This window comes from Dyella sp. KRB-257 (assembly GCF_049445995.1).
In the GTDB taxonomy this organism is placed as follows: domain Bacteria; phylum Pseudomonadota; class Gammaproteobacteria; order Xanthomonadales; family Rhodanobacteraceae; genus Dyella_A.
This window is the reverse complement of the sequence record NZ_JBMSDZ010000002.1, coordinates 1-18623: the sequence shown is the minus strand read 5'-3', so window position 1 is coordinate 18623 and position 18623 is coordinate 1. Positions and strand designations below refer to the sequence as shown.

At 67.6% G+C, this 18623-nt stretch carries 20 protein-coding genes; 7 read left to right on the top strand and 13 right to left on the bottom strand.

The window, feature by feature from the left end:
* Window positions 1-77: 77 nt before the first annotated feature.
* Entirely contained in the window at window positions 78-2123 is a 2046-nt protein-coding gene (locus ACO2Q2_RS01555) for an EAL domain-containing protein (protein WP_423254013.1), read from the top strand.
* A 137-nt stretch (window positions 2124-2260) separates the two neighbouring features.
* Here the strand turns inward: ACO2Q2_RS01555 and rplS are convergent, their stop codons facing one another.
* The 5 genes from rplS to ffh form a co-directional block, all read right to left on the bottom strand.
* The gene (gene rplS / locus ACO2Q2_RS01550) at window positions 2261-2656 is read right to left on the bottom strand and encodes a 50S ribosomal protein L19 (protein ID WP_404631244.1); all 396 of its coding nucleotides are present in this window, start codon (window positions 2654-2656) and stop codon (window positions 2261-2263) included.
* 32 nt (window positions 2657-2688) lie between these two features.
* Window positions 2689-3450 carry a tRNA (guanosine(37)-N1)-methyltransferase TrmD gene (gene trmD, locus ACO2Q2_RS01545; protein WP_423254012.1) on the bottom strand — a complete coding sequence of 254 codons (762 nt, stop codon included), beginning with the start codon at window positions 3448-3450 and terminating at the stop codon, window positions 2689-2691.
* A 34-nt stretch (window positions 3451-3484) separates the two neighbouring features.
* Window positions 3485-3973: a ribosome maturation factor RimM gene (gene rimM / locus ACO2Q2_RS01540; RefSeq protein ID WP_423254011.1), complete on the bottom strand. Its 489-nt coding sequence runs from the start codon at window positions 3971-3973 to the stop codon at window positions 3485-3487.
* Window positions 3974-4002: 29 nt separating this feature from the next.
* A complete protein-coding gene (gene rpsP, locus ACO2Q2_RS01535; RefSeq protein ID WP_423254010.1) occupies window positions 4003-4257 on the bottom strand; it encodes a 30S ribosomal protein S16 in 255 nt (84 codons plus the stop codon).
* A gap of 279 nt (window positions 4258-4536) precedes the next feature.
* A complete protein-coding gene (gene ffh, locus ACO2Q2_RS01530) occupies window positions 4537-5919 on the bottom strand; it encodes a signal recognition particle protein (RefSeq protein WP_423254009.1) in 1383 nt (460 codons plus the stop codon).
* A 107-nt stretch (window positions 5920-6026) separates the two neighbouring features.
* On the opposite strand from ffh, the gene ACO2Q2_RS01525 reads away from it, so the two are divergent.
* Entirely contained in the window at window positions 6027-6824 is a 798-nt protein-coding gene (locus tag ACO2Q2_RS01525) for a cytochrome C assembly family protein (RefSeq protein WP_423254008.1), read from the top strand.
* A 302-nt stretch (window positions 6825-7126) separates the two neighbouring features.
* Here ACO2Q2_RS01525 and radA read toward each other — a convergent pair whose 3' ends face one another.
* Window positions 7127-8506 (bottom strand): DNA repair protein RadA, encoded by a 1380-nt coding sequence (gene radA / locus ACO2Q2_RS01520; RefSeq protein ID WP_423254007.1) that lies wholly within the window; start codon window positions 8504-8506, stop codon window positions 7127-7129.
* A gap of 300 nt (window positions 8507-8806) precedes the next feature.
* On the opposite strand from radA, the gene ACO2Q2_RS01515 reads away from it, so the two are divergent.
* Window positions 8807-9367, top strand: coding sequence for a lysozyme inhibitor LprI family protein (locus ACO2Q2_RS01515; RefSeq protein ID WP_423254006.1), 561 nt, complete (start codon window positions 8807-8809; stop codon window positions 9365-9367).
* 39 nt (window positions 9368-9406) lie between these two features.
* On the opposite strand, the gene alr is transcribed toward ACO2Q2_RS01515, so the two are convergent.
* From alr to ACO2Q2_RS01485, 6 genes are all read right to left on the bottom strand, one after another.
* Complete coding sequence (gene alr / locus ACO2Q2_RS01510; RefSeq protein ID WP_423254005.1) at window positions 9407-10495, bottom strand: alanine racemase; 1089 nt, start codon at window positions 10493-10495, stop codon at window positions 9407-9409.
* Between the two features lie 127 nt (window positions 10496-10622).
* Window positions 10623-12017 (bottom strand): replicative DNA helicase, encoded by a 1395-nt coding sequence (locus tag ACO2Q2_RS01505; protein WP_423254004.1) that lies wholly within the window; start codon window positions 12015-12017, stop codon window positions 10623-10625.
* A gap of 236 nt (window positions 12018-12253) precedes the next feature.
* A complete protein-coding gene (rplI, locus tag ACO2Q2_RS01500; RefSeq protein WP_423254003.1) occupies window positions 12254-12700 on the bottom strand; it encodes a 50S ribosomal protein L9 in 447 nt (148 codons plus the stop codon).
* Window positions 12701-12846: 146 nt separating this feature from the next.
* On the bottom strand, window positions 12847-13077 hold the full coding sequence (gene rpsR, locus ACO2Q2_RS01495) for a 30S ribosomal protein S18 (RefSeq protein ID WP_209619137.1): 231 nt from the start codon (window positions 13075-13077) through the stop codon (window positions 12847-12849).
* A gap of 15 nt (window positions 13078-13092) precedes the next feature.
* Window positions 13093-13527, bottom strand: coding sequence for a 30S ribosomal protein S6 (gene rpsF, locus ACO2Q2_RS01490; RefSeq protein WP_404631457.1), 435 nt, complete (start codon window positions 13525-13527; stop codon window positions 13093-13095).
* Between the two features lie 181 nt (window positions 13528-13708).
* On the bottom strand, window positions 13709-14035 hold the full coding sequence (locus ACO2Q2_RS01485; RefSeq protein WP_423254002.1) for a HesB/IscA family protein: 327 nt from the start codon (window positions 14033-14035) through the stop codon (window positions 13709-13711).
* A gap of 173 nt (window positions 14036-14208) precedes the next feature.
* On the opposite strand from ACO2Q2_RS01485, the gene asnS reads away from it, so the two are divergent.
* The 4 genes from asnS (at window position 14209) to can (ending at window position 17652) form a co-directional block, all read left to right on the top strand.
* Complete coding sequence (gene asnS / locus ACO2Q2_RS01480) at window positions 14209-15624, top strand: asparagine--tRNA ligase (protein WP_423254001.1); 1416 nt, start codon at window positions 14209-14211, stop codon at window positions 15622-15624.
* A gap of 11 nt (window positions 15625-15635) precedes the next feature.
* Window positions 15636-16433: a hypothetical protein gene (locus ACO2Q2_RS01475; RefSeq protein WP_423254000.1), complete on the top strand. Its 798-nt coding sequence runs from the start codon at window positions 15636-15638 to the stop codon at window positions 16431-16433.
* On the top strand, window positions 16430-16756 hold the full coding sequence (locus ACO2Q2_RS01470) for a hypothetical protein (protein ID WP_423253999.1): 327 nt from the start codon (window positions 16430-16432) through the stop codon (window positions 16754-16756). The genes ACO2Q2_RS01475 and ACO2Q2_RS01470 overlap by 4 nt, the downstream gene beginning before the upstream one ends.
* Window positions 16757-16980: 224 nt before the next feature.
* The gene (gene can / locus ACO2Q2_RS01465; protein WP_423253998.1) at window positions 16981-17652 is read left to right on the top strand and encodes a carbonate dehydratase; all 672 of its coding nucleotides are present in this window, start codon (window positions 16981-16983) and stop codon (window positions 17650-17652) included.
* A 22-nt stretch (window positions 17653-17674) separates the two neighbouring features.
* On the opposite strand, the gene hutG is transcribed toward can, so the two are convergent.
* Window positions 17675-18466 carry an N-formylglutamate deformylase gene (gene hutG, locus ACO2Q2_RS01460; RefSeq protein WP_423253997.1) on the bottom strand — a complete coding sequence of 264 codons (792 nt, stop codon included), beginning with the start codon at window positions 18464-18466 and terminating at the stop codon, window positions 17675-17677.
* Window positions 18467-18623 lie beyond the last annotated feature (157 nt).

Sequence of the window (18623 nt, the reverse complement as noted above, 5' to 3'; positions counted from 1 at the left end):
CAAACCTTGCCTATGTCCCGTCCTGCGCGTGCCCCTCGACGCGGCGGCCGGCGCTCCACCCGTCGTCTGATGTGTCCATGAAAAAAGATTCCGTCATCAAGATCCTGTTCGTCGAGACTCCGGTGGAGGACGCCGAACAGATCATCAGCCTGCTGCGCAACGGCGGCATCGCCGTGCGGCCCGCGCGGGCGACCAGCGCCGAGGAGATCCAGGCCGCGCTGGACGAGCTGGGACCGGACATCGTGCTGTACGACCCGGCCCCGGCAAGGATGCCGGTGCGCGAGGTGTCGCAGCAGCTCGAAGCGCACGGTCGCGACCTGGCGCTGGTGGCGCTGGTGGCGCAAATGGACAACCAGATCGCTGCCGACCTGTTCAATGCCGGCGTGCGCGGCATCGCCATCCGCAGCCAGCCCAAGCAGTTGCTCACCGTGCTGCAGCGCGAGCACGAAGCGCTGCAGACGCGCCGCCAGGTGCGCCTGCTGGAGGCGGCCCTGCGCGAATCCGAGCGCCGCGCCGACGCGCTGCTGGATTCGTCCACCGATCCGATCGCCTTCGTCCACGACGGCATGCACGTGCGCGCCAACAAGGCTTACCTGGACACCTTCGGCTACGAGGATTACGACGACCTGCTCTGCCTGCCGGTGCTCGATCTCATCAGCAGCAACGACGCGGAGGAGTTCAAGAACCTGCTGCGCAGCCATGCGCGCAAAGAGAAGGCCGCGCAGCACATCGAGCTGCAGGCGCGCCGTGCGGACGGCTCCACCTTCCAGGCCACGGTCGAGTTCGCCCACGCCACGTTCGAGGGCGAGCCGTGCCTGCAGATCGTGTTCCGCCGCCAGCAGATCGATCCGCAACTGGTCGAACAGCTGCAGCGCGACCCGGTCACCGGCCTGTACAACCGCGCCCGCATGCTGGAATTCATCGACGACGCGGTCAGTGCCGCGGCCAAGGGCACCAAGGGCCAGAGTCTGCTGCTGGTGGAGCCGGACAACTGGAACGGGCTGATCGACAGCATCGGCATGGGCAAGGCCGACGAACTGCTGGCCGCCTTCGCCCACCGGCTCGGCAACGACCTGGGTGCGGACGACGTGGCCGGCCTGCTGGCGGAGCACACCATCGGCGTGGTGCTGCGCGAGCGCAACGACGAAGCGGTGAAAGCCTGGATCACCGGCCTGCAGCAGCGCATCGCGAGGGAGATCTTCGACCTTGGCCACCGGTCCATCACTGTGTCCGCAAGTGTCGGCGGCGCCCTGCTTGGCGAGAAGAACGCCAACGCGGAGCTGTTGCTCAACCAGGCCAACCAGGCGCTGCGCAACGCGCTCAGCCAGGGTGGCGGTCGCGTCGAGGTGCACGACCCGGCGGCGCGTGAGAAGGCCGACGCCGAGCGCGAGCGCTACTGGCTGCAGCTGCTGCAGCAGGCGCTGGCCAACGACGGTTTCGTGCTGTACCACCAGCACACCATCAGCCTGCAGGATGCCGAGGGTGAGTATTCGGAAATCCTGCTGCGCATGAACGGCCCGCAGGGCGAGGTACTGCCGGGCTTCTTCATGCCGATCGCCGAGCAGCACGGCCTGAGCGTGGCGATCGACCGCTGGGTGCTGAACAAGGCGATCGAGATCCTGCGCGCGCGCGACGGCCAGGGCATCCACACCACGTTTTTCGTCAAGCTCACCGCCGACTCGATCCAGGATGCCTCGCTGCTGCCCTGGCTCGGCGAGCTGGTCCGCAAGGCCGGCCTGAAGAACGGCCAGATCGTGCTGGAAATGACCGAGAGCAAGGTGGTGACGCTGCTGCGCCCCGCGCGGGAATTCGTCACCGGCTGGAAGAAGCTCGGCGGTCGCTTCGCGCTGGAACAGTTCGGCTCGGGCCTCAACTCGTTCCAGTTGCTCACCCACGTGGACGCGGACTACCTGAAGATCGACCGCTCCTACATGGCGCAGCTGCCGCAGCACCCGGAAAACCAGAAGAAGATCACCGAAATCTGCCACCAGGCACGCGAGATGAATCGCGTCACCGTGGCCGAATGGGTGGAGGACGCCAGCAGCACGTCGCTGCTGTTCGCCTGCGGCGTGGATTTCGTGCAGGGCAACTTCCTGCAGGAGCCGCAGCGGCTGGTCAACTGAGAGGTCGAATTTTTCTCAGCCTCTGACTCGATCCACCGGTATTGCCGGTATTGCGCCGCCGGAATCCAGACAGATGCGCAGCAAAAAGCCGCAGAGGTTGCCCTCCGCGGCTTTTTCCCTGCCCTGCCTGGGCTGAATTACTCGGCGGCGGCAGCGGCCTTCGAGGCCGCCTTCGCGGCCGCGGCGGCGGCGATGTCTTCCTTGATGCGCGCGGCCTTGCCCTCGAGGTTGCGCAGGTAGTACAGCTTGGCGCCGCGCACCTTGCCCTTGCGCTTCACGCTGACCGATTCGATGGTCGGGCTGTGCGCCTGGAACACGCGCTCCACGCCGGTGCCGTGCGAGATCTTGCGCACGGTGAAGGCCGAATGCAGGCCGCGGTTGCGCTTGGCGATGACGACGCCCTCGAACGCCTGCACGCGCTCGCGGTTGCCTTCCTTCACCTTGACGTTGACCACCACGGTGTCGCCGGGGCCGAAGTCCGGCAGCTGGCGGGTGATCTGCTCGGATTCGAACTGTTCGATGATCTTGTTCATGGCAACACCTGTGTCAAATGCAATAACTGCGGTCACGCGTTGGCCGCATCGTTGTGCCGCAGATAGTCGCGGCGGAATTCGTCCAGCAGCGCGGCGGACTCTGCATCCAGGGTCCGTCGCGCCAGCAGGTCGGGACGGCGCAGCCAGGTTCGTCCCAGCGACTGCTTCAGGCGCCAGCGGCGGATCGCCGCGTGGTCACCGGACAGCAGCACCGCCGGCACGTCACCCAGTGCGTCATGCACCGGCTTGGTGTAGTGCGGGCAATCCAGCAGGCCGTCCGAGAACGAATCCTGCTGCGCCGACTGCGCGTCGTTCAACGCACCGTCCTGCAAGCGGCCCACGGCATCGATGACCACCGCGGCGCCCAGCTCGCCACCGGACAGCACATAATCGCCGATGGAGAGCTCCTCGTCGACCTCGTGCGCCAGCAGACGCTCGTCCACACCTTCGTATCGTCCGCACAGCAGGGCGATCCGCGGCAGCTTTGCCAGCGATTCCACCCGGCCCTGCGTCAGCCGCGCTCCCTGCGGACTGAGGTAAATCACGTGCACCGGTTCCGGTGCCGCCTCGCGCATCGCCCCGAGGGCCGCGCGCAGAGGCTCGATCAGCATCACCATGCCGGGTCCGCCACCGCAGGTGCGGCCGTCCACGGTACGGTAATTGTCGCTGGCGTAGTCGCGCGGGTTCCAGGTTTCCACCTGCAACAGCTCGCGCTGCTGCGCGCGTCCCACCACGCCGACGGCGGCGCACTGGAGCATGAAGTCGGGAAACAGCGTGACGACATCGATGCGCATCAGATCCTCCACTTCCGAGCGGCGGTCCGCGGGCTCAGAATTCGGGATCCCAGTCCACCACCATGCGCCCGGCCTGCAGATCCACCGATCGCACGTAACTGCCCTGGATGAAGGGGATCAGCCGCTCGCGCTCGCCGTCCCGCATCACCACCACGTCGTTGGCGCCGGTGGCGAACAGGTGCGTGACCCGACCCAACGCGACGCCTTCGGTGGTGACAACCTCAAGCCCTTCGAGGTCGACCCAGTAATACTCATCCTCGCCGGGCGGCGGCAGCAGTTCGCGGGCGACAAAGATGTCCTGCCCCACCAGCGCCGCGGCCTTTTCCCGGGTATCCACGCCGGGCAGGAAGCAGACCAGCCCCTTGCCCTGTGGACGGCCCTTGATGCCAGTCACCTCGATCATTTCGCCCGGCGCCGCGGAGAGCTGCCAGGGCTGGTAATCGAAAATCCGCGTGCGGGGCTCGGACCAGGACTCGATCTTGAGCCAGCCCTGCACGCCGTACAGCCCGACGATGCGTCCCATCAGGACGCGTCGACCGGCTGCCGTCACGCTCAGGCCGCCTGCTGCTTGCCGGCTTCCTTCACGAGGGCGGCGACCTTGTCGGTCAACTGCGCACCCTTGCCGACCCACTCCCTGACGCGCTCGACGTTGAGCTCAAGGCGCTTGTCCTTGCCCGCCGCGACCGGGTTGTAGAAGCCCACGCTCTCGATGTTGCGGCCGTCGCGCTTGCTGCGCTGGTCGGTCACGACGACGTGGTAGAACGGACGGCCCTTGGCGCCACCGCGCGAAAGACGAATCTTGACCATAGTAAAAGCTCCAGAGTTGCCGGAATCGCCGGCCGCACGCACGAGACCGTGCGCGGTAAACGCGGCATTTTAGTGGATTTTCGGTAAAAGGGAAGCCCTTGGGGGGGGCAGCGCACCGCGGATCACCTGACAACGAAGCGAGCGTCATCCCCGCGAAAGCGGGGACCCATTTTGACTTTGGTGCCAAGAGCACAATGGATCCCCGCTTTCGCGGGGATGACGTTCGCGCTGTAGCTGAATCGGGGCGCGGGGTCGACGACCGCGGGATACCCCGGTTAATCAGCGCATCGGCGGAAACCCGCCGCCCATGCCACCCATGCCCTTCATGGCGCCGCGCATCTGCCGCAGCAGGCCCTTGCTGCCGCCCTTGGCCAGCTTGGACATCATCTTTTCCATCTGCATGTACTGCTTGAGCAGGCGGTTGACGTCAGCCGGCTGGGTGCCCGAGCCGCGGGCCACGCGGGCGCGGCGCGAGCCGTTGAGCAGATCCGGGTGGCGGCGCTCTTTCTTGGTCATCGACTGGATGATCGCAACCATGCGCTTGAGCTCGTTGTCGTTGACCTTGGACTTGACGCTGTCCGGCACGCTGGCCATGCCCGGCAGCTTGTCCATCAGGCCGGCCAGGCCGCCCATGTTGTTCATCTGCTCGAGCTGGTCGCGCATGTCGTTCAGGTCGAAGCGCTTGCCCTTCATCACCTTGGTGGCGAGCTTCTGCGCCTTTTCCTGGTCGACCTTGCGCTCGACCTCCTCGACCAGCGACAGCACGTCGCCCATGCCGAGAATGCGCTGCGCGACGCGATCGGGGTGGAACGGCTCCAGCGCATCGAGCTTCTCGCCCGCACCCAGGAACTTGATCGGCCGACCGGTCACGTAGCGCACCGACAGCGCCGCACCGCCGCGGGCGTCGCCGTCGGTCTTGGTCAGCACCACGCCGGTCAGCGGCAGCGCCTCGGCGAAGGCCTTGGCGGTATTGGCCGCGTCCTGGCCGGTCATCGCGTCGACCACGAACAGCGTCTCGACCGGGGTGATCGCGGCATGCAGCGCCTTGATCTCGTCCATCATCGCCTGGTCGATGCTGAGGCGGCCGGCGGTATCGACCAGCAGCACGTCGATCACCTCGCGGCGCGCCGCCGCGATCGCGGCCTTGGCGATATCGATCGGATTCTGGCCAGCCGCGGAGGGAAAGAAGCTCACCCCGACCTGCTCGGCCAGCGTGCGCAGCTGCTCGATCGCCGCGGGGCGGTAGACGTCGCAGCTGACCACCATCACGCGCTTCTTCTTGCGCTCGACCAGGAAGCGCGCCAGCTTGCCCACCGTGGTGGTCTTGCCGGCGCCCTGCAGGCCGGCCATCAGCACCACCGCCGGCGGCGTCTGGGCGAGGTTGAGCTCGGTGTTGACCGTGCCCATCACCGCGGTCAGCTCGTCGCTGACCACCTTCACCAGCGCCTGGCCGGGCGACAGGCTCTTGAGCACTTCCTGGCCGACCGCACGCACCTTGACCCGCTCGATCAGCGCCTGCACCACCGGCAGCGCCACGTCGGCCTCGAGCAGCGCGATGCGCACCTCGCGCAGCGACTCGCGGATGTTTTCCTCGGTCAGCCGGCCGCGACCGCGCAGGCGGTTGACGGTGGCGGACAGGCGTTGGCTGAGCGACTCGAACATGGGTGGAAACCGTGGCGCGGAAAGTCGCCGATTATAGCCAGCGGCACTCCTTGCCGGCGAATGAAGCCCCTGCAATGGCGCCGGACGCTGTGCGACACTGCCCGGCCATGATGCTTCCCGTCCTCAGCACCCTCGCCATCGTCCTCTACCTTGCCGCGGCCGGTGCGCTGGCCTGGCCGCTGCTCGGGGACAACCGACCGACCGGCCGCTGGCCGCTGGCCGTCGGCGCGCTCGCCGTGCTGCTGCACGCGGCGATCCTGCTGGGCATGCACCGCGGCGCACTGGACTTGCACTTCTTCGCCGCACTGTCGCTGGTGGCCTGCGTGGTGTCCGCGCTGACCCTGCTGGTGAATCTCTCCCGCCCGGTGGCGGCGCTGGGGGTGATCGTGTTCCCGCTGTCCGCACTGCTGGTGGCGGTGGACGGATTCCTCGCCCCGCCCACGCTGCCGCAGCCGATGGACTGGCAGATCAAGCTGCACGTCACCGTGGCCCTGCTCGCCTTCAGCGTGCTGTCGATCGCGGCGGTGATGGCGATCGGCCTGGCGGTGCAGGAACGCGGCCTGCGCCATCGCCAGTTCGGCCCGTGGCTGCGCGCGCTGCCGCCGCTGACACTTACCGAAACCCTGCTGTTCCAGCTGATCGGCGCCGGCTTCGCGCTGCTCACCCTGACCCTTGTCACCGGCACTCTGTTCGTCGACAACCTGTTCGGCCAACACCTGGTGCACAAGACAGTGCTGTCGATCATCGCCTGGCTGATCTTCGGCGCCCTGCTCTACGGCCGCTGGAAGCACGGCTGGCGCGGGCGCCGCGCGGTGAACCTCACGTTGTCGGGCATGGCGCTGCTGGTGCTGGCGTTCTTCGGCACCAAGGCGGTGCTGGAACTGGTGCTGCACCGGGGCCTGTGACATGAGCGGGGACGCAGCGCAGTTCGTGCTCACCCTGTCCTGCCCGACCGCCCCGGCATCGTCGGCGCCGTGTCCAGCCACCTCGCCGCGCAGGGCAGCAACATCCTTGAGGCGCAGCAGTTCGACAGCGTGCAGCCGGGCAGTTCTTCATGCGGCTGGTGCTGGACGACCGCGTGCTGATCGACGGCCGCAAGACGGTGGTGTTTTCCCCGTAGGAGCGCACCCAGTGCGCGAATGCTCTTGCTCCTGATCGACAGCAAAGCCAAGAGCATTCGCGCACAGGGTGCGCTCCTACATGGGCTTCAGCGGCAGGCGTCGATGGCCTCGGCCAGCCGCTCCACGCCAACCACCTCCAGCTCGCCCACCTTGCCCTTCTTCGGTGCGTTGGCCTTCGGCACGATGGCGCGACGGAAGCCATGGTGCGCGGCCTCCTTCAGGCGCTCCTCGCCGTTGGGCACCGGCCGGATCTCGCCGGACAGACCGACCTCGCCGAAGGCGATGGTCTTGTCCGGCAGCGGCCGGTCGCGCAGCGAGGACAGCACCGCCAGCAGCACCGGCAGGTCGGCCGCGGTCTCCTGCACGCGGATGCCGCCGACCACGTTGACGAACACGTCCTGGTCGTACGCCGCCACGCCGCCGTGCCGGTGCAGCACCGCCAGCAGCATCGCTAGCCGGTTCTGCTCCAGCCCCAGCGCGACGCGACGCGGATTGCCCAGCGAGCTCTGGTCGACCAGTGCCTGCACTTCCACCAGCAGCGGCCGGGTGCCTTCGCGGGTGACCATCACCGCGCTGCCCGAGGTCGGGCCGGAGTGCGTGGACAGGAAGATCGCCGAGGGATTGGGCACCTCGCGCAGGCCCTTCTCGCTCATCGCGAACACGCCCAGTTCGTTGACCGCGCCGAAGCGGTTCTTGAACGCGCGCAGCACGCGGAAACGCGAGCCGGACTCGCCCTCGAAATACAGCACCGCGTCGACCATGTGCTCCAGCACGCGCGGGCCGGCGATGCCGCCCTCCTTGGTCACGTGGCCGACCAGGAACACCGAGGTGCCGGTCTCCTTGGCGAAGCGGGTGAGCTTGGCCGCCGACTCGCGCACCTGGCTCACCGAGCCGGGCGCGGCGGTGAGCAGCTCGGTCCAGATCGTCTGGATGGAGTCGATCACCAGCACCCGCGGACGGCTGGCCGACGCCTGCTCCAGGATGCGTTCGATGCAGGTTTCGGCCAGGCCGTGCAGCGGCGCCAGCGGCAGGTCCAGCCGCTGCGCGCGGGTCGCGACCTGGGCCAGCGATTCCTCGCCGGTGACGTAGACGCTGGGCAACTGCCCGCCCAGCGTGCCCAGCATCTGCAGCAATAGGGTGGACTTGCCGATGCCCGGATCGCCGCCGATCAGCACCACCGAGCCCTCGACCAGGCCGCCGCCGAGCACGCGGTCCAGCTCGCCGATGCCGGTGGAGCTGCGCGCCTCGGTGGTCAGCGCCACCGCGGTGAGCGGGGTGACCACGGGCGATCCGGCCGCCTTGCCGGCGTAGCCGACGCTGCGCTGCGCCGCCACCGACCTGGCCGCCGGCTGCAGCACGATTTCCGACAGCGTGTTCCACACCCCGCACTCGACGCACTGCCCCTGCCACTTGGAGTGCTCGGCACCGCAATCGGTGCAGACATAGGCGGTCTTGGCCTTGGCCATGGGTGCTCCCGGAAGATGAAAAACCAAACGACGAGCTTAGCGTGGGCGCATCGCAGGTCGCGAGACGCGTCCAACTCGATGCTTTGGATCAGGCCTCATCCGCGCGCACGCGCTCGCGCATGCCGGAACAAATCAAGTATGAGGCGTCGGGAAGAGCTGGGGGATGGCCGCGTGCACTGACCAGCGCTGTGCCACGCTCTCGCCACTCCTTGCCACGATGCCGACCGTTCTCGACGCCACACCTCCCGGATTGAGGAGCATCATTCGTATCCTGGAAGCCCGCCAGCATGGAATAGCTCGATGATCCGCAAAGCGTCCCGACTTCGGCCACACTCGCCCTCGTTCTCTCCAAGACAGGAGTCAGGTGTCTCGCCAGATGATTGCACTCGTGCCCCGGTCAGGCGCTCTGCAGGGAATTACACAGACCAAAGCTCTGCCTGGAAGTGCCTGCTCAGCCTCGTCGCAGTGGTGATGCTGGCTGTGGCGCAAGCTGCGTGGGAGAAGTTCGCGCGAGCCGAATGCACATTTGAAGCAGGCGAGCCCGGACCCGATAGTGGCACCGGATATCCGGAGCGTTGGGCGCGATGCATGCAGGCGGTAGTGCAGGCGCGCATTGGCCAAGTGAAGGGTATCTCGCGTGTCAGCACGACGGGTGTTGGCCGAAGCCGTAAAGCCTGGTGGCACAGTGCCGCCCCTCCACTCGCTCTCCTGTCGCTTTCGAAAGGCTTTTCCAGGCAGTGGAACAGCCATTCGATAACGACGTTTGTCGGCGATCGCGTAGCCAAGCAACGCGGTGAAAGCGACCACATCACAAGTCCGGGGGGAGCGCTTATGAGTAGTCAAGGATGGCGGTCCTTTTGAGACCTTTGATCCGGACAGATCAGGGTTACCAGCGCCTAGCTAGCCTTCGTCTTCGACGAACAGCACGCGCCGGGTCATGCCGCAGGTGAGGTCGTAGCTGATGGTGCCCGCCTGCGCGGCGACGATCTCCACCGGCAGCCGTGGCCCCCACAGGGTGACGCAGTCGCCCACCTTCGCAGCGGGTGTCTCGCGCAGGTCCAGCGTGACCAGGTCCATCGAGACGCGGCCGACCAGCGGCACGCGGCGGTCGCCCACCAGCACCGGCGTGCCGGCCGCCGCGCTGCGCGGATAGCCGTCGCCGTAGCCGATCGCCGCCACGCCGACCGGCATGTCCTCCGGGCAGGCCCAGGTGCCGTTGTAGCCGATGCGCTCGCCGGCGCGGACGCGGTTGATGGCGATCAGGCGGGTGGACAGCGTCATCGCCGGGCGAAAGCCGAAATCGCTGCCGCTCTTGCCGCCCACCACCGACAGCCCGTACAGCAGGCCGCCGCTGCGCACCCAGTCGGCGCGCGCCTCAGGCCAGCCGAGCACGGCGGCCGAGTTGGCCAGCGAGCGGGGCCCGTCGAGCCCGGCGGTCACCTCGTTGAAGCGCGCGATCTGCGCCCGGGTCACCGCGCCGCCGAACACTTCCGATTCGGCGAAGTGGGTGAGCAGGCCGATCTGCGGATCGATGCCCGGCATCGCGGCCAGCCGCGCATGCACGGCGGTCACCTGTTCCGGCGCGAAGCCGAGCCGGTGCATGCCGCTGTCGATCTTGATCCACACCCGCAAGCGCCCGCGCCGCGGCGAGGCCTCGGCCAGCCAGGCGAGCTGCGCCTCGTGGTGGATCGCCGCATCCAGATCCAGCCGCTGCATCTCGGCGATGTCGCCGGGCTGATCGGGGCCGGACAGCACCGCGATGCGCTGGCGATGTCCGGCCGCGCGCAGGCGCAGGCCGTCGCCCAGGGCCGCCACCGCAAACGCTTCGGCCTGTTCGTCCAGCGCGCGCGCCACCCGCTCAAGGCCGTGCCCGTAGGCATCGGCCTTGACCACCGCCATCACCCGCGCGGGGGCGGCCGTGCGCTGGATCAGCGCCAGGTTGTGGCGCAGCGCGCCCAGGTGGATGGTGGCGACGGTGGTGCGGCTCATGACGGCCGGGATTCGGGATTCGGGATCCGGGATTCGGAAAGGCGGATGTCGGCCGATGTCCGGTGAGGCAAATCTTGCCGCGCCATGCTTCGTCCAATCCCGAATCCCGATACCCGAATCCCGGTTCTCACTCGAACGCCCCGACGAACGAATCGGGCGCGTAGTTCTCGAACTTGGTGTAGTGGCCGAGGAAGGTCAGCTTCACGGTGTCGGTGGGGCCGTTGCGCTGCTTGCCGATGATGATCTCGGCCAGGCCCTTGTCCGGCGAATCCTTGTTGTAGTACTCGTCGCGGTAGATGAACATGATCACGTCCGCGTCCTGCTCGATGGCGCCGGACTCGCGCAGGTCGGACATCATCGGACGCTTGTCGGCGCGCTGTTCCAGCGAGCGGTTCAACTGGGAGAGGGCGATCACCGGCACGTTCAGCTCCTTGGCAAGGCCCTTGAGTGAACGCGAGATTTCTGAAATCTCGGTGGCGCGGTTCTCCTTGTTGCCGGGCACCTGCATCAGCTGCAGGTAGTCGATCACGATCAGGCCCAGCCCGCCGTGCTCGCGGTGCAGGCGGCGCGAGCGCGAGCGCAGCTCCACCGGCGACAGGCCGGGCGTGTCGTCGATGAAGATCTTCGCCTCGGACAGGATCGCGATGGCGTTGGTGACGCGCGGCCAGTCCTCCTCGGCCAGGTCGCCGTTGCGCAGGTGCTGCTGGTGGATGCGCCCGATCGAGGAAATCATGCGGAAGGCCAGCTGCGAGGCGGACATTTCCATCGAGAAGATCGCCACCGCCTTCTTGCCGCGCAGCGCGGCCGCCTCGGCAATGTTCACCGAGAACGCGGTCTTGCCCATCGAGGGGCGCGCCGCGACGATGATCAGGTCCGACGGCTGCAGGCCCGAGGTGATCTCGTCCAGGTCGTTGAAGCCGGTGGAGATGCCGGTGAGCTGGCCCTTGTTCTGGTAGCGCTCGTGCAGCAGGCGGAAGGCGTCCTTGACCGCCTCGCGCATCGACACCGAGTCCTTCTTGCCGCGCGCACCGGACTCGGCGATCTTGAAGACCCGTTGCTCGGCGCTCTCCAGCACCTCCTGCACGCCCCTGCCTTCCGGCCGGTAGCCGTCCTCGCTGATCGACACGCCGGCGTCGATCAGCTGCCGCAGGATCGACTTCTCGCGCACGATGTCGGCGTAGGCGGCGATATTGGCCGCGCTGGGCGTGGTGTTGGCCAGTTCGGCCAGGTAGCTGGCGCCGCCGACCATCTCGGCCAGGCCGTTCGCCTCGAACCAGTCGCCCAGCGTCACCGCATCGCAGGGCATGCCCTTGTTCGCCAGCTCGGTGATGGCGCGCCAGATGAGGCGGTGATCCTTGCGGTAGAAGTCGCCCTCGGAGAGCCGGTCGGCCACCTTGTCCAGCGCGTCGGGCGCCAGCATCAGGCCACCCAGCACCGCCTGCTCGGCATCGATGGAGTGCGGCGGCACGCGCAGCGATTCCACGCTGGAACCGATGGATTTGCGATCGGGCACGAAGGACATCGGGATACTCGCAGGATGGTCGGCGCAAACCGGCGCGCACGCGGCAAGGATACGCGCCGCCATCGCAGGGCACGAGACAACAAGTCTGTGGATAAGCTGTGGCCTGGCGTGGATAAGCGCCGTGGGTCGCCGCGCGATCGACCCCATCCGCCGGGCCCGCAACGGAGCGGCCGCAAAGCAAACGGGCGCCTTGCGGCGCCCGTTTGGCTTGACGGCGGGGAAGCCGGGCAAACGGATCAGCCGCCGACCACAACCACCTTGACGCTGGTCTGCACGTCCGCGTGCAAGCTCACCACCACCTCGAACTCGCCGGTGTGGCGCAGCGGGCCTTCACCCAGGATCACCTCGCCCTTGCTGACGGTCTGGCCGGCAGCAACCAGGGCCTCGGCGATTTCGCGCGGGCCGACCGAGCCGTACAGCTTGCCCTCGGGGCTGGCGTGGGCGGTGATCGTGACCGACGCATCGGCCAGCTTGGCCTTGCGGGCCTCGGCGTCGGCCAGCTGGCTGTTCGCCTTCGCCTCGTACTCGGCGCGGCGCCGCTCGAAGGCTTCGAGGTTGGCGGCGTTGACGCGAACCGCCTTGCCCTGCGGCAGCAGGTAGTTGCGGCCGTAACCCGGCTTCACGCTGACCTTGTCGCCAAGGTTGCCGAGGTTGCGCACTTTCTCGAGAAGAATCAGTTCCATGGTTTTTTCCTTTCGTTAGCACCGACCGGGCCGGTGCAGCCGTGGTGGCTGTCCGAAGGCGGGAGTCGGCGATGGCAAACCGGGAATCGGGAAAGCCGCGCGGGCCCACTGCCGATTCCCTGTTCACCCATCCCGATTCCCGGCAATTAGACGTCGTGGTTGTCGGTGTACGGCAGCAGGGCCAGGAAGCGGGCGCGCTTGATCGCGGTCGCCAGCTGGCGCTGGTAGCGGGCCTTGGTGCCGGTGATGCGGCTGGGAACGATCTTGCCGTTCTCGGTCACGTACTGGCGCAGGGTGTTGAGATCCTTGTAGTCGATCTCTTTGACGTCTTCTGCGGTGAAACGGCAGAACTTGCGGCGGCGGAAGAACTTGGACATGGCTGTGGGCTCCTATCAGTCGCTGTCGCGATCGTTGTCGCGGTCGTCGCGGTCGCGACCACGCGGGCGGCTGTCGCCCTCACCTTCGCTGTCGTCGTCGCGGCGACGCGAACCCTTGGCGTCGTCCTTCTCCTTCGACTTCAGGATGAAGGACGGTTCGGTGTCGGCCTCGTCGCGACGGATGCACAGGTGGCGCAGCACCGCGTCGTTGAAGCGGAAGCCCGACTCCAGCTCGTTCAGGGCGTTCTGCGTGACCTCGATGTTGAGCATCACGTAGTGGGCCTTGGCCAGGTTGACGATCGGGTAGGCCAGCTGACGGCGGCCCCAGTCTTCCAGGCGGTGGATCTTGCCACCGTCAGTCTCGATCAGCGCCTTGTAGCGCTCGAGCATCGCGGGGACCTGCTCGCTCTGGTCCGGATGGACCAGGAACACAATTTCGTAATGACGCAGGGTCATTGGGTTTGACTCCTCGTGGATGCGGCCCTTGCGGGCCTGGCAGCCTCCCGTCGGCGCGGTGAGGCAAGGTTCCATCCGGCCCGATCGGGCGCAGACAGAAGCGGAATTGTACGGCGGCGCCACAAGTGGGCGCAAGCTTTTGATTTGCGGCGGGGAACGCGCCCGCCGGGACCGCTCAGCCGACCGTGAAGCTCTCTCCGCAACCGCACTCGCCGGTGGCGTTGGGGTTGTGGAACACGAAGCTGGCGTTGAGACCCTGGCGCTGGAAGTCGATCACCGTGCCGTCGACCAGCGCCAGGCTCTTGGCGTCGACCACCACCGGCACGCCGTCGATGTCGAGCACCTTGTCGTCGGCCACCAGCTCGTCGGCCAGATCCACCACGTAGGCGAAACCGGAGCAGCCGGTGCGCTTGACGCCAAAACGCACGCCCCGGGCGGACGGGGTCTGTGCGAGGAACTGGCGCATGCGCTGGCTGGCGGCGGGAGTGATCGAGATGGTCATGGCGTGCAATCGGTGTCGTGTCGGCGGGGAAAGGGTCGCGGGGGGCTCGGAACCTACATTATCATGCGGGTTTGGCCGGCTTCCGCCCAGGCTCCTAGGTCGGCGCCCTCGCCGCCACCCTTCTCATCATTCACATGTGCCCAGATGCGGCGCAACAGCAGGAGTTTCAATCCATGGCGTTGGTCAGCGCGACGGTGTGCAGCGTGAAGCAGGCTCTCTCGGGCGCGCTAGAGGCGGGCAGCCGGGTGACCGTGCGAGGCTGGGTGCGTACGCGGCGTGATTCCAAGGCGGGGCTGTCGTTCGTGAACGTCAGCGACGGCTCCTGCTTCGACCCGATCCAGGCGGTGGTGCCGGCCACCGTGGCCAACTACGAGAGCGAGGTCAAGCACCTCACCGCCGGCGCCGGCGTGATCGTCACCGGCACCCTGGTGCCCTCGCAGGGCAAGGGCCAGAGCTTCGAGCTGCAGGCCGAGGAAGTGATCGTCACCGGCCTGGTCGACGATCCGGAAACCTACCCGATCCAGCCCAAGCAGCACTCGATGGAGTTCCTGCGCGAAGTGGCCCACCTGCGACCGCGCACCAACCTGTTCGGCGCGGTCACCCGCGTGCGCCACACGATGATGACGGCGATCCACCGCCATCTCACCGAACAGGGCTTCTTCTGGGTCAACACGCCGATCATCACCGCCTCGGACGCCGAAGGCGCCGGCGACATGTTCCGGCTGTCCACGCTGGACCTGGCCAACCTGCCCCGCCTGCCCGACGGCAAGATCGACTTCCGCAAGGACTTCTTCGGTCGCGAGGCGTTCCTCACCGTGTCCGGCCAGCTCAACGTGGAGGCCTACTGCCTGGCGATGAGCAAGGTCTACACCTTCGGCCCGACCTTCCGCGCCGAGAACTCCAACACCCCGCGCCACCTGGCCGAGTTCTGGATGGTGGAGCCGGAGATCGCCTTCGCCGACCTGGCCGCGAATGCCGACTGCGCCGAGGCCTTCCTCAAGGCGATCTTCAAGGCCGTGCTGGACGAGCGCGCCGACGACATGGCGTTCTTCGCCGAGCGCGTGCAGCCCGATGCGATCACCCGGCTGGAGCAGTTCATCGCCCAGCCGTTCGAGCGCATCGACTACACCGACGCCATCGGGATCCTGAAGCAGTCCGGGCAGAAGTTCGAATACCCCGTGGCCTGGGGCGTGGACCTGCAGACCGAGCACGAGCGCTACCTCGCCGAGAAACATGTCGGCCGCCCGGTGGTCGTCATGAACTACCCGGAAGCGATCAAGGCCTTCTACATGCGCCTCAACGACGACGGGAAAACCGTGGCCGCGATGGACGTGCTGGCACCGGGCATCGGCGAGATCATCGGCGGCAGCCAGCGCGAGGAGCGGCTGGACTACCTCGACGCGCGGATGGACAGGTTCGGCCTCGACAAGACCACCTACGGCTGGTACCGCGACCTGCGCCGCTACGGCACCGTGCCGCACGCCGGCTTCGGCCTGGGCTTCGAGCGGCTGCTGGTGTACGTCTGCGGCCTGTCCAACATCCGCGACGCCATCCCCTACCCCCGCGCGGCCGGTTCGGCCGAGTTCTGATCGATCACGCCATGCGAACGCTGTTCCGCCTCCCCGCTCTCGTCATCGCGCTGACGCTGTGCCTGCTGCTGGGCGCCTGCCACAGCGACGGGGTATTCGTACCGCCGAACCTGCGCCCGCCGACCGATACCGGCGACGCGTTGAAGCTGGCCAGGCAGCGCCTGCAGGAGGCCACGCCCTGCTGCACCAGCTTCGCCGACTTCTCCTACGCCAGGCTGCTGCCGTGGCGGCCGAAGAAGTTCGTGCTGGGGCCGAACAGCCCGGTGGCCAACCTCAACGGCGTGCGCAGCCACTTCCTCGCCTTCAAGTTGCCGACCGACGTGAAGCTGCCCTACCGCATCGCGGTGAAGTCGGAATTGAACGGCCGCTGGCTGCACTCCAGCTACCTGTTCGCGCCCACCACGGTGGTGCTCGACGAGGCGTTCCAGCCGATCGACGGCAAGGACATCGCGCTGTGCGAATACATGGGCTGGAGCAAGTCCAGCACCGGCGCGTTCGGCAGCGCCACCATCGACAACCCCAAGGCGCGCTACCTGGTGATCTACTCCTCCGCCGACCAGCAATCGGGCGACACCTACTGGGAGCAGTCGCCCGCCGCGTTCTCCGCCGAAGCACCGGTGAACATGACTTCCAAGGGCAGCTTCAGGATCCCGCACGGGCCGGACGGCACGGTGTGGGTCGGCCTGATGAACGACAGCTACAAGACCGCCGTGGATCAGGCCATTTGCGGTGAGGCGCCCAAGGGCGACGGCGTGCTGAAGACGCTGCGTACCGCGCTGCCCACCCACTGGATCGGGAGTAGCAAATGATGTCTCTTGGCGCGATCTATCTCGGCCTGTTGTTCGCTGGCGTGGCCTGTTTCCTGCTGCACTACCTGGCGTTGTCGCAAGCGGCCCGGCGCCTGCGCGAGGCGCATCCGGACCAGTGGAAGATCATCGCGCAGGACGAGCGCGGCCTGGCGGTGCGTGCGCCGTTGCGCTGGATCCGCCTGCAGAATGCGCTGCGCTCGCCGGTGTTGCCGGCGCTGGAAGACGCCGTGCTCAACCGCTGGCGCCTGCTGTGGCGGATCTTTCCGCTGCTGGCCTGGGCCTGCCTGATCGCCGCGTTCGTGCTGCGCTGGAGCGCACGCTAGCAGCCTGTCGGACTTTGCTCGGCCGGGCTGGGCGCCGGCGTCACGGTGCTGACGCGCGCCGCCGATGCGCTCGCCAGGGCGGTGGTCGGTGCGCCGCTGACGCGGGTGTGGTTCGCGTTCGACACGCCCAAGCGCTGCCAACGGCTGAGCCACGCGGCACGGCCGGGTTACCATACGCGGCTGCGGGCCGCCTACCGGTGGCCACGCCCACGCAAGGATCTCTCATGAGCCACAACCCCCTGCAGGACCTGATCGACAGCAACCGCCGCTGGGCCGAAGCGGTGCGCGAATCCGATCCGGCGTTCTTCGAGCGGCTGGCCAAGCAGCAGTCGCCGAAATACCTGTGGATCGGCTGCTCCGACTCGCGCGTGCCGGCCACGCAGATCGTCGACCTGCCGCCGGGCGAGATCTTCGTGCAGCGCAATGTCGCCAACGTGGTCTCGCACACCGACCTCAACTGCCTGAGCACGATCCAGTTCGCCGTCGACGTGCTCAAGGTGGAGCACATCATCGTGGTCGGCCACTACGGCTGCGGCGGTGTGCAGGCGGTGCTGGACGAACGCCGCATGGGGCTGGTCGACAACTGGCTGCGCCACGTCGGCGACGTCGCCAAGAAGCACCACGCCATGCTCACCGGTCTGGAGAACATGACGGATCGCAACGTGCGCCTGTGCGAACTCAACGCACTGGAGCAGGCGGTCAACGTGTGCCACACCACCATGGTGATGGACGCGTGGGAACGCGGGCAGCCGCTGAGCGTGCACGCCTGGTGCTACAGCCTCACCAACGGCCACATGAACGATCTGGGCGTGCACATCGACAGTCACGGCGCAATCTGGCCGGGCTACGAAGCGACACTCGAACGTCTGGCCAGCCGCGTCGGCGAGCCCGACTAACCTCGACCAGTCTTGAGCTCGGCTAGTCAGCGGCGAGGTAGGCGCGCAGCAGCTCGCCGATCAGCGCCCGCGCGCCGGTCGCCGGCCCGGGCAGGAAATCGAGGCTGTCCTCATCCATGTAGGTGCACTGTGCCAGCTCCAGCTGCACCGCCTGCAGGTTGTCCGCCGGCCGGCCGTAGTGGCGGGTGATGTAGCCGCCCTTGAAGCGGCCGTTGACCACGTGGCTGTAGCCATCCTGCCCATGCAGCACGGCATCGAGCCGCGCCTGCAGCGGTGCGCCGCAACTGGCGCCGTCGGCGGTGCCGAGATTGAAGTCCGGCAGCCGGCCGTCGAACAGCATCGGCACGCGGCTGCGGATCGAATGACCTTCCCACAGCACGGCGTGGCCATGCTCGCGCACCAGCCGCGCCAGCTCGTCGGACAACGCGTCGTGGTAGGGCTGCCAGTAGTGCGCCACGCGACACGCGACCTCGCCGGCGTCCGGCTCGCCGCCTGCCACGTACAGCGGCGCGCCATCGAAACCGACGGTCGGCACCAGCCCGGTCTCGCGCTGCCCCGGGTACAACGCGTGACCGTCGGCCGGCCGGTTGAGGTCGACCACGTAGCGCGACAGCGAGGGCCGCAGCACGCTGGCGCCGAGCGCCTCGGCCAGCGGCGCGTAGAGGCGGCCGACGTGCCAGTCGGTATCGAGCGAGCGCCGTGCCTGCGGCGTCATGCGCGCGGCGATGTCGGCGGGGATCGCACTGCCGTCGTGCGGCAGGCTGATCAGCAGCGGCGCGCGGCCGCGGGTAAGAGTGACGATGGGCTGGTCCATGCCGACAGTGTAGCGACGTGCCGCGCGGCGCTCAGAGGGTGTCGACAAAATAATCAGCTTGCGAGTCTGGTAGCAAGGATACGCGCCTCGACCAGCCAAACCCAAGCCACCGGTGCCCATGACGAACGGTCGTGGTGCGCCATCAGGCGGCGGGCGC